Here is a 14322-nt window from a genome sequence, read left to right as displayed (position 1 = left end):
ATAAGATTCGATATAAATTCCCACAGCCAAATGCTCCTTTTTCAATTCTCTGATTAAAACACAAAAGACCCACAAGAAGGCCACTTTTTCAAAGTTGTCTTTCTTGTGGGCCACAGTCCGGAATATTACCTTCTTGAGTCCATTAATCCGTTTTACTGCAAGGTCATAGTGATACTTTTGGTTCATATAAACCGTATGCCTTACGTTTCAATATCCGAATACCGTTGATGGGCAGCGACAGCGAACCTTCTATGGGCTGGCCATTCTCCAGATCGGTGTAGCTGCGTTCATCCAGGTTAACCTGCAGAGCTTCGCCGCTGAAGTTCATGACGAATACATAATCCGTCTCTCCATCTGTCCGCAATTGAGCCGTTACGCCTGTAGGAAGCTCCGCGTTCAGGACACGGGCTACATCCGCTTCACGAACGATCTCTTTATAGAAAGCTTTAAGGAAATCTTGCTTCAACCGTGTCGCCATATAATACGCTCGCCCCTTGCCAAGATTATTGACTGTCAGAGCCGGACGGCCCGCATAGAAGCTGTCCGTGTACACCCCCAGTAATTCGGCGTTCTCTGCATGGATCAGCTCGCAGATTTCGTGAGCCTCAAAGGTTCCGGTTAGGCCAAGCTTATTGTCAGGTAACATCGCCAATCCGTTCCGGTCTTCATCGTACAAGCCTTCGATTTCCTCAGCCCATATGCCTAACGTCTTACGAAGCGGTCCGGGGAAACCTCCGAGATGGCACAGATCATGCTCATCGACAATACCTGACCAATAGGTTGCTACCAAAGTTCCACCGTTCTCGACGAATCGCTCCAGCTTTAGTCCGGTATCTTCACGGCAAAGGTACAGCATAGGTGCGACAATCACTTTATACCGCCCGAAATCGTCTTCGCTTCCGATGACATCCGTTGGCACACCATGTTCCCAGAATGCACAATGATGAGCGATAACCGCCTCCTCGTAATGGATCCCCATATTGCGTGGACCTTGAGCATCCTTTATTGCCCAACGGTTATCCCAGTCGAATAAGATCGCCGTTTCGGCCGGCGTCGATGTCCCTGTCACTTCCGAGATGTCTCCCAACGTTTTGCCCAGATCCGCCACATCCCGGAAAACGCGCGTATGCTCGTGCCCCGCGTGGTCCACGACGGCGCCATGAAACTTCTCGCTGGAGCCGCGGCTCTTACGCCACTGGAAGTACTGCACGGAATCCGAACCGTGGGCGATCGCCTGCAGGGAGGACAGACGATGCATGCCCGGCTGTTTCAGCTTGCTGGCAGGATGCCAGTTCAATTGGCTGGGCGTGCTTTCCATCAGAAGGAACGGCTTCCCCATGATTGAGCGGAATAAGTCGTGATAGAACGCCACGGAAGCGCCAGCCTCGATATCATTCTTTTCTTTATGCCAGGACGGGTATGCGTCCCAGGAGATCACGTCCAGTACGTTCGCAAACTTACGGTAATCCAACGTTTCGACCATATGCATATTTGTGGTAACCGGCAGCTCCGGATTGGCTCCCTTCACCGTTCTAATCTCATGCTGGCAAAAATTGATGGTTTGATCCGTCACGAATCGCCGCCAGTCCAGATTGTGTCCATGAAGCTCGTTCTCGCCATGGGGAGCGGGAGATTCCACTTGAGACCAGTCCGTATAGGTATGGGCCCAAAAGCTCGTCCACCAGGCTGCATTCACTGCGTCCAGGGTCCCATATTTTTTCTTCAGCCATCCGCGGAAGGCATCCTGACAATAGAGACAATGGCAATCGCCGTGGTATTCATTGGAAATATGCCAGCCGATAACCGCAGGATGATTGGCATAACGCTCAGCCAGCTTGCCGTTTATGATAGCAGTCTTCTCCCGATATACAGGGGAGGTGTAGCAATGGTTAGCCCGTTTCCCGTGAAGGTTGCGGACACGATTCGCCTCTACGCGCAGCACTTCCGGATATTTGGCGGACATCCAGGCCGGACGGGCAGCTGTCGGCGTTGATAGCCAGGCGTATATCCCGTTCTGCGCAAAGCGTTCCAGTAACTGATCCATCCATTCGAAATGAAAAAGGCCTTCCTCGGGCTCAAGCATAGCCCACGAGAATATACCGATCGCCATTACGTTGCACCCGGCCAGCTTCATCAACCGAATATCTTCCTCCAGCACCTTCGGATCGTGCAGCCATTGATCGGGATTATAATCGGCGCCGTGCATGAGGACAGGTAGCTTTCGGCTTATCTGAACGTGTTTCGATGTCGATGTCATAAATATCGCTCCTAAAATCGTAATACTCACTTATTGTTCTTAAAGTGCCATGACTGAAATTCCAATCAAGATAGCTATTGGACAACGTTTTTTCCTTTACGTCAGCGGCGTGTATTGGAACCAGTCAAAATAGGCAGGGACCGTGCACGATCGTCCATTCCCCGTTGCATAAAGCCCAATGTATACACCCGTGTATCCGCCAGCCACTTCAGTGGACAGCATAGAACATTCGCCGGAACCAAAGAGCTTTCGTTCCCCATTAGGTTTAGTATAGAAAAAAGAGTAGTTGGAAGCATCGGCTTCCAATCCAAGAATAAGCTCACAGCCTTCAACCGCTTCTTCGAGCTCGACCTTCCATAAGGAACCAAGACGGCGCCGAAATATCATTTTACGGCCCCCTTCCGAATCATAAGCCAGCGCGATCTCATAGTGGAATCGCTCACTCATATAAACAGTTAGTCCTGCTTCCTCACCTTCCTGAATCGGTTCAAAGCTTAACAGCGTTGAAACGGAGCATCGGAAATGCTGCAGCCGCCTGCCTACGAACGCGGGAGACCCGATATCGTTCAAGGTAGTGGATGAACCGCGAAGGGTCAGCCAGCCAGGCCGTTCTTCAAGGGACCAATCCCCGGCTCCCGGATTCCTCAAGAAGTTCCAATAGGGCTGAAGTTGATTGTCTTCAAACTCATCCTTTTCCACCCAAGGCGTCTCGGCTTCGAGTTGAAGCGTACCAGCATCCATCCGCTCCGACACCTTTCCTCCATCTCCGAAAACGGGCCACCCATCCGAAGACCAAGTGACTGGAGCCAGAAAAGTCTCGCGTCCCAAGTGATGATGCCGTCCTTCGAAGGGAATGGAGACCGGGCGTATGCCCAAGAAGACAGCCCACCAGCTGCCGTCCTCCAGTTGAACGAGATCCGCGTGCCCCGTAGCTTGAATAGTACGATCAGAGCTCCGGTGGGTAAGAATCGGATTGCGAGGATTGCTTTCGAACGGTCCATTAAGGCTGCTGCTACGGGCAATCGTGACCATATGGCCATAGTCGGTTCCGCCCTCCGCAATCATCAGGTAGTACTTGTCCTGGGTTCGGTATAAATGCGGTCCCTCAGGCGCTAAGCCGCCAGTGCCTTTCCAAATCAGACTGCGTTCGGACAAGAGCTTTCCGGTTTCCAACTCAATCTCTGCTTGGTAGATTCCAGCAGGCTCTTGCTCTGTGAAACTATTCGTCCCAGCAATATAAACACGTCCATCCTCATCAAAAAACAGAGACGGATCAATACCCGGCCAATCAAGCCAAACCGGCTCGGACCAAGGCCCCTCCGGTTTTTCGGCCCAAACGTAAAAATTGCGGAAGCTTTTCATATTCGTGGTGATCATATAGAACCGGCCTTGATGGAAACGTAGGGTCGGAGCGTATATCCCCAACGAGCTTCTGCATCCTTCGAGATCCAGCTGGCTCTGTCGGGTCAAGCAGTGTCCGATTTGTCTCCAGTGAACGAGATCACGGCTATGGAAGATTGGTACCCCGGGAAAATATTGAAATGAGCTGGTAACTAAATAAAAGTCGGATCCTACTCTACAGATGCTTGGATCCGGATGAAAGCCCGGAATAACCGGGTTTGTATAATGCTGTGCAGCAATCGACATATCGAGCCTCCTTACATCGCCATAAAGTTTGACGTTAATTCCTTCATCAGGCAGACATTATAACATGAGCCCTTTTCGATATATGGTACAGAACACAGTATAATTGTATGAAATCGATGTGTGAGTTTTATTTCACTCAAAAAGTGCTCCACGAATCGTGGCAGCACTTTTTGTCGGCAATATAAAGTTTACAATTCAGTCAGCTTATTCTTTGTGTTATTTCGACGTCTTCCACTTATCAATTTGCGCTTGTATCTCTGCGATAATCTTGTCGATGCCGGCTTTCTTCAGCTTCTCATTAAACTCTGCAAGTGCTTTGTCCACATCTTTTGTACTGCCTGTATCCAGCGGCGAATAATATTCTTTGATTACCGCCGTGACGTTGGCAAATTCCGTTTGCACATTGGCAGGATTAAAGGTAAACCCGCTCAGAGGGTTCGGTCGAGCAGATTTCTCAAGTAAATCCAATACCCTCTAGAAAGGCTTTAGCCAAAATCGTATGGCCGACATGATTCGGATGTACTCGATCCCAAGCCAAATGAGCCGGGTAGTAGGATTGAAGGACAGGCTCGAAAGCAGCTTGTGTATTTACGAAAATGGCCCCTGTTTCTTCCGCTATCTTTTTCACTACTCCACCGTATTGATCCATCGCAGAACGCATGGCATCCTGCGGATTCGGTTCTATGTAAAAAGGAGTCATCAACACGATTCCTTTGACCAGAGGACGCGTTGTATTCACTAATTCTCGTAACGTCTTTTCATAGTTTTCAAGATTGACATGTATTTCTTTTTGCAGCGGTGAGTCAAACTGCCTCCATACATCGTTAATGCCAATCATAATGGATAACCAATCCGGATTCTGATTAAGCACATCGGTTTGCCATCGTGCTTTAAGATCCTGTACCGTATTTCCGCTTATCCCCATATTTACCGTGCGAATTTGCAGCTCGGGATAAACCCCATTCAGCAACCCATCCACAATGGACACATACCCTTTGCCAATTGCTCCAAACAATCCCTCGCCAACCGGTTTGGCGCGCTCACAATCAGTTACCGAATCACCAATCATGACCAGCTTATCAAATTGCTCGATCTTCACTTCACGTTCATCCTCTCGACAAATAGATTAGTTTTTTTTGATCAATTCTCGATTCACAGCTATACATGCATACTCTTTAAGCGAATCGCAGTCCATTACCGAATTGGGGAAGAACTACAACTATTTAGTTTCTCCTTAACTCATCTTCCGAAGGCTGCCTCCTCAATACGGCAGGCGGATAACCCTCTATTTTTTTAAACACCTGCGTAAAATAAGTGTAATCAGAAAAACCGACTTTCTCGCTAATTTCATAGATGAGATCGTTTGTATGGATAATGAGTTCTTTCGCCTTCGCTATTCTTAATCGTGCTACATATTCCTTAAAGGAGATTCCAAATTCGCGCTTGAACAGATGGCTGAAATAGTTTGGTGTCTTGCCCACATGCTCCGAGAGCATCTCTACCGTAAGTTCGCGCGTAAAGTTTTTGCGGATAAACTCGTCCGCACGGATCATCACCGGACTGAGATCTTTGGAGAAGTGCGTGCCGGTCTCCTCGAAAACAGAGACAACGATTTCCCTGAATTCTTCGATCGAAAGGTAATCCGCATTTCCTTCAATAAAATCAATTTTGCTTTGAATCTGTTCGCTCCGATCAGCAAGAACGTTTCTATTCGTGACCGTGAAAAAGTGAAGCAAATTTCGCAAATAGGCGGCCACACTTTTTCTGCTATATTCACGTTCTTTCTTCATACGCTCAAATTCGTTATTCACCATCGTCGTAGCGGAAGCAATATCCCCTCGGGACAATTGCAAGATAAATTCTGCGTTTTCCAGCAAACCGACAATCGTTTTATCACTTAATTCAGCTGTTTTATTATAGACTTGGATTGAGCCGTTGCCCTCGTATAACCTCAAAGAAAACGCCTGATAAGCTTCCTGATACAGCTTTACGAATTCCGAAACATTGCCCGGGCTGCTGATTCCGGCCGAGAACGACATTTGACATAGGGACCTCGTCTCGCGATTCCAAGACCGCAATCGAATCACCAATTCATTCGCATATTGGCGATAGAATAAGTAGGACTTCGTTTCTAGCGTCACCAAGAAAACCATTTTCTCTTCTTTTGACCTTAAACAGATCCCCCGCGCAGCTAAATCACTAGATGCAAAAAGACTGTAAATGGTGTCCGCGGCGATCTTCGATTGATCCGAATGCTTTTTCCAATCACCATCAAGGTTTGCTGCTATACAGATGAGTGATTGCGTTCCATCGAAACCATAGTACTGCTGCAAGCCTTCCAGTATGATCAAACGGTCCGTAATATTGCCATTTAGAAGTTCTTCTCCGAAATTGCTCTTAAAGGACTCCAGATATTTTTGAAACTCTTGCTCCGAAACCCGTTCTCGAATAATGTCATCCTTAACCTTTTGGATCAAAGCGATTAAACTTCGTGCACGAATGGGCTTCATTTCGTAATCTACGGCATCCAATTGAATCGCTTTCTTCAGATACTCGAAATCGTTATAACCGCTTAAGATGATGACCCTTGTTCTAGGATTGATCTCCTTTATTTTCTCCAGAAGCTTCATTCCGTCCATTCCGGGCATTCTCACATCCGTGATCACGATCTCCGGCTGCAGTTCGGTAAACCGTTCCAGTGCCTCAAGGCCATTTGAAGCTGTAATGACCTGCTTGATGTCCAAAGCGGACCAATCGATCCCTTGCTCAATGCCCGATCTGATTTGTTCATCATCGTCTGCGATTAACAGCTTCATTCTGACTCCCCTGCCTTTCCGTTAAACAGTTAAACGATAAGTGGAATGAGCACCTCGACTTTCGTACCAACCCCGACCTTGCTTGTAAAATAGAGACCAAATGGTTCGCCATAACTGGTTTTTATTCTATCATCGATATTTTTCAAGGCAAATACGTGTTTCGCTTCCTCGATATTGCTCATCATTTTATGGATTTTAGTTGCATCGGTCCCCATACCGTTATCCATTACCATTAACCGAATCCCCTGGTCTGCTCTAGTTATTTTGACTTCGATTATGCCTCCCTCGACGACCTGCTCCAACCCATGAAAGATCGCATTTTCAACCAAAGGCTGCAGAACCAATTTAGGCATTTTATTGTTCATAAGGTCTGGCGCGGCATCGATATAAAGCTTAATGCGTTCCCCATACTTCCGTTTCTGAATAAACATATAATTTTCCAAAAAATCAATCTCTTGACCAATGGTGACAAACGGTTCTCCCTTATTCAGAACGTGCCTGAATATTTCTGCAAGGGCTTCAATTTGCTCGCTGACATCGTAGTTTTTCTGCTTGATAGCCAGCCAATGAATCGAATCCAAGGTATTGTATAAAAAATGAGGGTTGATTTGTGATTCCAGCGCCTTGAATTCGGCTTCTCTTTGCTTGATTTTGGTCAAATAAACGTCATTGATCGTTTCTTTCAGCTGCTCTACCATCCGCAGGAATCCGTTGCTGATCTCACCAATTTCATCTTTAGAATCGATCCTCAAAGAAATGTTAAAATTGCCGGTCTTAAGCTTCATCATTTCTTTACGCAATTGCAGCAACGGCCTAAGCAAATATTTGTGCAGAACAAAGGAGAATAACATGCCAAAGATGAGGCATAGCACAATAACAATCAGCAAAACTGTGTTTATTGTTGATTTCAACAATGTAAATGACTTTTCCGGGATGATCTGAACCAGCGTCCAGTTAGTTTCCTCGATCGTATAAAAGAGCATAATATGTCTCGCATTTTCGATATCGGTGGTAAAATAACCATTTTTCATTAGAATTTTTTTTTGAAATAAATCGAAGTGATCAATCTTGTCTCCAATCTTGTTTCTTTCCGTTGAAGATAAGACGATTCCGTTAGAATCCAAAAGAAAAATGTGAGATCCCGCATAAGAATTGATGTTTTTATAATATTGATAAAGAATTTCTTCGTTAATATCAAGTCTTTCTACTGCAATCATTCTACCCATTTTTTCAAAGTCCATAATTCCGCGATAGTAGGAGATCGTCCCTGATCCTGTCCGCCAAAAACCTTTCCCTTGTTCCTGCACCGCATGTTCCATTGCGGACTGATCCAATTTCGGAACCGAATTTCCTTTTTGAATGATCAAATCATTGCCTGAGTACAGACTGATCGAACGATAATTTTTTTTGGATCCTACGACATCATCCAACCAAGAGTTCAAATTCCAATAGATTCTGTCATAATCGAGCTCTTTGTTGTATTCGCCTTTAGCGAACTCTTGAACAAGCTCATTGGATAAAATTCGGGTCGAAATGTCGTTCGTATCCGCGAACAATGATTGAAAATTTTGTTTCGTCTGCTTCAATGTTTGGAGGGCGATTTCATTGGATTTATTTAGTGTCAAAGCGGCAAATTGGTTGTTTAAGTAAAATCCCATGACGATTAAGGGCAAAATAATCAAAACCGCTATGCATAGAGTTAATTTAATGATTAAAGGCAAGTCCTTGAATTTCATTCTGATGTTGATCACGCTCCCGGGAGTAAGCACCTATCAATAACGAATAGAACGGCATAGTGCAAACCAAGCCGCTCTACTCATTTCTATTTTACCCTTTCGCCGTGCTGGATGTTAAGACAGGAATGAAAGCGTTTCGTGAAATGCACCGCCGTTTTCGTAAAAACGTTCGATTTTTCCATTCCATCGAATTCTGAACGAAATGCCGTCGGGCACCTTGCCAGATATGGAAAATGAAGTTTCCGTCTGATTCCAAGCGATGGATACCATGCCGACCGGCGTGGAAATGTCGCCGTTCATCTCCGGGAGATTCAAGGTTTGAGGCTCGATCAGAATCTCGCTCCATCCGGGTTTTGCGCCTTTAAGGCCCAATATACAATGGACGAATTCGTACAAAGGCAGCGCGCTCCACGCGTGGCAATCGCTTCGCGACTCCCATGGCGTCTCAGGAAGAGTGGTCAAATTAAATGGAAGTAGTTCAATCCAATCATTCAGCAGCTCGGCCGTTCGTTCATACAGACCGGCTTTTTCCAACGCCCGAAACAGGAAATACGCCATGGAGAACGAACATTTCAATACGTGCGGCTCATCAAGCGCCCGGTTCAAGACGCTCTTTGCTTTATCACCCTCGCAGAGTCCGGTAAGCACCGCCCATAGCTGCGCATGCTGGCTGTACTCCTCGAATGCAGGACCTTCACGGTACATTCCCTGTTCCTCTGACCAGCAGAGACGTTCAATGGAGGTAAGGATGCGGCGGGCACGCTCTTCGTATTCCTCGCCGACTTGCTGCCGTCCCGTAGCATAGTTTAACTGCGCACCTGCCTGCAACGCGCTGGCGTAAACCAGGTTATGGACGGTAGAAGGTCCCTTCCTGCCGGCGGACGGCTCTCCCCACGACCACTCCTTTACCCAATCGATATACGCCCAATACCCGATCCTCTCCACAAGACCAGAACTGCCTACCTTACGGTCAAACCAATCCAGGATAGCGTCTACAGTGGGGCGATATTTTTTGATCAGGTCCGTCTCGCCCGTGTGCCAGTAATAATCGTGAAGCATAAAAATCACATGCAGCGAAAACGAGGGGATAATTTGTACCATCGTACTTGGGAACCGATTCTGGGTTATCCCTTCGGGAAGCAGCGAGCTGTGAAAGTCCTCCAACGCTTTTCGAATAAGACCGGTATCGCCTCCGACACTATACGTAAATAAAGCCTGGAGTCTTGTATCCATAATAAACTGCATCTGCTCGTAATATGGACAGTCCTCATAGGTCTCATGCATGCAGAGCTGCAACGTTCTCAAACTGATGTTCCATAAAGGCTGCACCCAGGGCACTGTTGAACGAACAGAAGAACGAGGCTCAAGCGGATAGGCGCTTTCTCTGTACGAAGGACGCCGCATACGTACCGGCTGTTCTGCCGTTTGTACCTCGATCCTGACAAAACGAAACGTTCTGAGCCAAAAGGGGGCGTACAGCTCGGATCCGCCGGAAGGATAATAAACATCTTCATAACCTTTGATGACACCGTTCCTAGCATCGTCCCTTAAGGTATTGTCTTTCTCGTGACCCAGCTGAAAGTAACGTTCTGCGTAGCGAAACGCGATACGCGCCCCTTTACCGAGCTCGATTGAATACGCGAGGTAACCTGTAGTTAACTCTCCCGCATCCAGCTCGACGACAACGTGGCTGTGCTGTGGAATCTCGACCCAACCATTTTCTTCCTGCGTAACGGTAAAGCTGAAAGGTCGGAAGTCTTCATTGCGAATAGGCATTTCACGAAGAAATTCACGCCCCCACTCGTACAACAGGGGAACGGGTCTCTGAACAAGAGGAAGCTGGGGGACGATGAACCAGGGATAAGGATCTCCTATTCCAAGACAAGGCTCGCTCTTCTCCGCCGCTAGCCAAGTCCCGCCAGGCTCATTCCGATGCTTCCATCCTTCCGGAAGGCGCTCCGCATTCACCCGTTCCGCAATCGCCCCGAGAAATATCGTATATTTGTCGTCTGAGTGGAACGTCACCGCGTCGTCAACCCATACGCGCCAATCGGCCAAGCCGGTTGTAATTTCCGCCATAGGCTCTCCGTGGGGGTTCATACAAGTCCCGCTTATGGCAAGTCTCGGACCGACCGGCAACGATGTGATGGAAAATAAAGGTTGATCGGACCGTTCCGGATCATTAACTAAGTAAGAGTTCAGCGACCACACTTGAACGGCGAATAGGTTAAGCCCCGGCCGCAAACTGGAACTAACGTCCAGCGTCTCGTAATAATGTCTCCAGCGATCTCCCTTTAACGGTCCGGAGACGACCGGCTCTCCATTGATCCACAATCGATAGCGACTGTTGGCGCTGATGGACACTTCCAATGAAGCGGGCTCATCCAGATGCACGACATGCCGGTAATAAACAAACCTATTTTCTTTTACATCAGGTGTAAGGCCTTTAAACTCATAAGCTTCCCTTGAAGGTATAATCCAGTAGGCTCCGTTAAGCTTGCACTCCTCTGTTTGTGCTTTTGTATGTGTCATTGCGTCTCCTTTCCGCCGATTCGGTCATCCTTTCACCGCCCCGGAAGTTAAGCCTTGAACGAAGTATTTTTGCAAGAAAATAAAGAGAACAATAAGCGGGAGAAGAACCATACACATGCCAGCTGTCATTAAGGGCCAGTTCGTCGTGTATTGTCCTTGAAAATTAATCAGGCCAACAGAGATCGGCACCCCTTTATCTGTCGTCAAGGTGGCAATTTTCGCCCACATCAATTCTCCCCATGCGAAACCGAAATTAAATACGGTACATGTGGCGACGGCTGCTCCCGAGAGTGGAAACACGATCCTGAACATCGTACTGAGCTCACTGCAGCCGTCTATTCTCGCCGATTCCAGCAATTCATTCGGAATGGAAAGGAAAAAATTGCGAAGAATGACGATAGTCCCTGGCAAAAGCCATCCAACATACACGAAAACGATAGGCAAATAGATGACTTGAAACAACTTCAACTTTGACATCATCATGTAAAGTGGAATAATCATGGACTCTGCTGGCAAGATCATCAAGATGAATAATATGCCTACGATTGCCCCTGTGAAGGGAACGCGCAATCTCGCCAGCGCATACGCAGCGAATGTCGCCAAAACTGTTGCGGCTAACAGCGTCACAATCACAATCACAATGCTGTTAAAGAAATAATCGCCCAGATGCCCAACCTTAAATGCCTCGATATAATTCTCAAAATGAAATCGACTCGGAAACGACCATAAATTCGAATAAAACTCTTCGGTTGTCTTTAATGAGGTGAAAACAGTGAAGAGAACCGGGTATATGTTTACTGCCGCAAATACAATCAGGATCAGACGTATGAGAAGAGTTGAATTCCAGCTTTTAATACTCATAGACATCCCCTTTTGCGATTTTTTGTGAAATGTACATAATGACGGCCACTAGTACGGTAAACAAGACTCCGATCGCGGCGGCATATCCAAATTCATTGTAAAAGAATCCTGTATCCAGCATCTGGATCGGCACGATTTTCGAGTAATCGCCGGGCCCACCCTTGGTCATGGTATAGACAATATCATAGGCTTTAAAGGAACCTATAAGGACTAACATCGAGACCAAACGGATGGTCGGCATAATAAGCGGCAAGATTATGATTCGAATTTGGCGGAAGTAGCTTGCCCCTTCGAGACGCGCAGCTTCAAACATGGAAGCCGGAATCGAAAGTATGGCCGTATATAACAGCATCATCACGCCTCCGCAACCTTTCCAACCATTTACCACGGATATGGTCCACAGTACAAGCCCGGGTTCGGAAAGCCAGGCGTGCTCAAGACTTTTCATTCCGATCAACCGGAATAACTGATTGATAAGACCCATATCGGGACTTAACATAAAAGCAAACAAAAGTCCGATGACTATAAAAGGCATCATATTCGGAGCAAAAAAGATCAACCGTAATATCGCTCCCTCCTTGTTGCCGGTCCTATATACCAATAATGCCAGCAACAGCCCTAACAAAAGGGCAACAAAGGAAGATACAATCGCAATCATAATGGAATATTTGAACCCTTTAAGGGTAGTAGAATCCTGAAATAGATGAATATAATTATCCAGACCGACCATTTGAATGTTTGATAATGGGCTCCATTTCGCAAAAGATAAGATGAAATTCCACCCGATCGGGACGATCATCGTAAATGTGATAAAAAAAGCCGCCGGAATCAGTATCGCAATCCCCAACATTCGCGTCTTGATATGCAAGGACTGACCTTTTGCTAGTCGTGGCACCTTATGTCCTCCTTCTGCTTGGAACAATAACGGGCATAAGACAAGTCGCTTATGCCCATGATCGATTTAATTTTTATTTGTTATTTTTGCGGCTGGATGGCTTCCAATCTCAGTTTTTCAAGCTCTTCCAGCGTTTTCTTCGGATCGAAGATGTAGTTCGCTGGCATTCTAGAGTCAAGATATTCGCTTATTTTCGGAGAAAGAGCACTGATTTCTTTCTCAACATAGAGGTTACCTGCATCCTTAGCATAAAGTGCCATTTTAGGATCGGATATTTTCACGCCTTTGACCGAAACCGGAGCACCGCTATCAACTCTGTTTTGAGCAATTTCCGAACCCGTCAAATATTTCAAGATCTCAATTGAAGCTTCCGGATGCTTCGCATTTGCCGGAATCATGTATCCGTTGGCATCGCCCGGCACTTTTGTACGCGATCCCATATGAGGCCAGCTTAAAACCTGTACATTTTTCATACCCGAATCCTTGATTACTTGACTTGCTTGAAAATTGATGTACGCCATAATCGCGATCTTTTCGGACTTGAACGCAGTTAATACCTGGTCCTGAGTCACGGTAAGCGCGCCTTTGCCCGGATACGCATATTCCTTATCGTAAATCGCCTTTGTTTCATCGAAAGCTTTCACAACTAATGGATCGGTAAAAGGAATTTGGCCTTTTGACCACTGCTGCAATTTGGCATCATCCGGCCAAATCGAGAAAAGAAGACCTCTATGCATCCAACCCACCCAACTATTCCCAAAAGGTGTGATACCTAGTTTTTCTTTAACGGTAGGCAGCACATTCTTAAATTCATCCCATGTCGGTTGGTCCGACAAGGTGACACCTGCTTTATCCAGGAGGTCTTTATTCGCCAACATCATGAAATATACGGGGGTAATCGGGACCGCATATGTCTTGCTGTTGTAGACTCCCTTATCCAAGGTGCCGTCTATGAAAGTATTCTTCCATTCGCCGCCATTGGCATTCAGATAAGGCGTGAGATCCAGCGCCATTTTGGCGTTAACGAAGGTGTCCATGGCGCCAGTCCAATAAAATGCGAGATCAACCGGTTCGCCTGATGCGATCGTTGTTTTAATCGTCTTTTCAGGGTCAACGACTGGTTTAAAGGTGATGTCATATTTGTCAGCGAAATGCTTGGCCACTAACTCTTCTTCTTTTTTCCCGATTGCATCCCCCGGCCAGGCAATCATCAGCGTGAGCTTCGTCTTTTTGCCTGTAGAGTCGCTATTTCCTTCTTTGGAAGCCCCGGTTGATGTCGAGGAACTGTTCGTTTGACTGCCGCAAGCGCTTACCAATAGTGCTAAACATACTGTAAAGCTCAGAACAATGCTTGATTTCTTAGCAAATGCCATGTTAGACCCTCCCGCTACTATTTATTTTGAATGCGCGCGCTTTCTAAGCCTTATTATACGAGTATAGGAGTCCAGCTTGTATTTAGAAAATCTACAATAACTTTAGTTTTTCTTTGATCCGGATGGAAACTTCCTTTGTTATTGTCTCCTAATTTCGCTCATACTTAACCTAGCTCCCAAACAAAAAAAGGGCAGACTATAACGT

At 46.5% G+C, this 14322-nt stretch carries 10 protein-coding genes; all 10 read right to left on the bottom strand.

What is annotated here, in order from left to right; translation table 11 throughout:
• Positions 1-163: 163 nt before the first annotated feature.
• The gene (locus AC58P7_RS02850; protein ID WP_497339883.1) at positions 164-2257 is read right to left on the bottom strand and encodes a beta-galactosidase; all 2094 of its coding nucleotides are present in this window, start codon (positions 2255-2257) and stop codon (positions 164-166) included.
• A 96-nt stretch (positions 2258-2353) separates the two neighbouring features.
• A complete protein-coding gene (locus AC58P7_RS02845; RefSeq protein ID WP_497339882.1) occupies positions 2354-3904 on the bottom strand; it encodes a glycoside hydrolase family 43 protein in 1551 nt (516 codons plus the stop codon).
• Between the two features lie 216 nt (positions 3905-4120).
• Entirely contained in the window at positions 4121-4372 is a 252-nt protein-coding gene (locus AC58P7_RS02840) for a DUF3502 domain-containing protein (RefSeq protein ID WP_497339881.1), read from the bottom strand.
• Entirely contained in the window at positions 4359-4973 is a 615-nt protein-coding gene (locus tag AC58P7_RS02835; RefSeq protein WP_497339954.1) for an SGNH/GDSL hydrolase family protein, read from the bottom strand. Before AC58P7_RS02835 ends, AC58P7_RS02840 begins: the two co-directional genes overlap by 14 nt.
• A 154-nt stretch (positions 4974-5127) precedes the next feature.
• On the bottom strand, positions 5128-6720 hold the full coding sequence (locus AC58P7_RS02830) for a response regulator transcription factor (protein ID WP_497339880.1): 1593 nt from the start codon (positions 6718-6720) through the stop codon (positions 5128-5130).
• Positions 6721-6749: 29 nt separating this feature from the next.
• Positions 6750-8471: a cache domain-containing sensor histidine kinase gene (locus tag AC58P7_RS02825; RefSeq protein ID WP_497339879.1), complete on the bottom strand. Its 1722-nt coding sequence runs from the start codon at positions 8469-8471 to the stop codon at positions 6750-6752.
• A gap of 99 nt (positions 8472-8570) precedes the next feature.
• Positions 8571-10988, bottom strand: coding sequence for an alpha-L-rhamnosidase-related protein (locus tag AC58P7_RS02820; protein ID WP_497339878.1), 2418 nt, complete (start codon positions 10986-10988; stop codon positions 8571-8573).
• 24 nt (positions 10989-11012) lie between these two features.
• On the bottom strand, positions 11013-11849 hold the full coding sequence (locus AC58P7_RS02815) for a carbohydrate ABC transporter permease (protein WP_497339877.1): 837 nt from the start codon (positions 11847-11849) through the stop codon (positions 11013-11015).
• Positions 11839-12744: a carbohydrate ABC transporter permease gene (locus AC58P7_RS02810; protein WP_497339876.1), complete on the bottom strand. Its 906-nt coding sequence runs from the start codon at positions 12742-12744 to the stop codon at positions 11839-11841. Before AC58P7_RS02810 ends, AC58P7_RS02815 begins: the two co-directional genes overlap by 11 nt.
• Positions 12745-12824: 80 nt before the next feature.
• Positions 12825-14117, bottom strand: a complete 1293-nt coding sequence (locus tag AC58P7_RS02805) for an ABC transporter substrate-binding protein (protein ID WP_497339875.1) — start codon at positions 14115-14117, stop codon at positions 12825-12827.
• Positions 14118-14322: the final 205 nt, after the last annotated feature.

It is taken from the genome of Paenibacillus sp. J22FR5, from assembly GCF_059691975.1.
The sequence above is the reverse complement of the archived record's forward strand: the minus strand, read 5'-3'. Positions and strand labels throughout refer to the sequence as shown.

Excerpts from the sequence above, each read along its gene's own strand:
- AC58P7_RS02850 (WP_497339883.1), bottom strand. The coding sequence starts at position 2,257 with ATGACATCGACATCGAAACACGTTCAGATAAGCCGAAAGCTACCTGTC.
- AC58P7_RS02815 (WP_497339877.1), bottom strand. The coding sequence starts at position 11,849 with ATGAGTATTAAAAGCTGGAATTCAACTCTTCTCATACGTCTGATCCTG.
- AC58P7_RS02835 (WP_497339954.1), bottom strand. The coding sequence starts at position 4,973 with ATGATTGGTGATTCGGTAACTGATTGTGAGCGCGCCAAACCGGTTGGC.
- AC58P7_RS02820 (WP_497339878.1), bottom strand. The coding sequence starts at position 10,988 with ATGACACATACAAAAGCACAAACAGAGGAGTGCAAGCTTAACGGAGCC.
- AC58P7_RS02805 (WP_497339875.1), bottom strand. The coding sequence starts at position 14,117 with ATGGCATTTGCTAAGAAATCAAGCATTGTTCTGAGCTTTACAGTATGT.
- AC58P7_RS02845 (WP_497339882.1), bottom strand. The coding sequence starts at position 3,904 with ATGTCGATTGCTGCACAGCATTATACAAACCCGGTTATTCCGGGCTTT.
- AC58P7_RS02830 (WP_497339880.1), bottom strand. The coding sequence starts at position 6,720 with ATGAAGCTGTTAATCGCAGACGATGATGAACAAATCAGATCGGGCATT.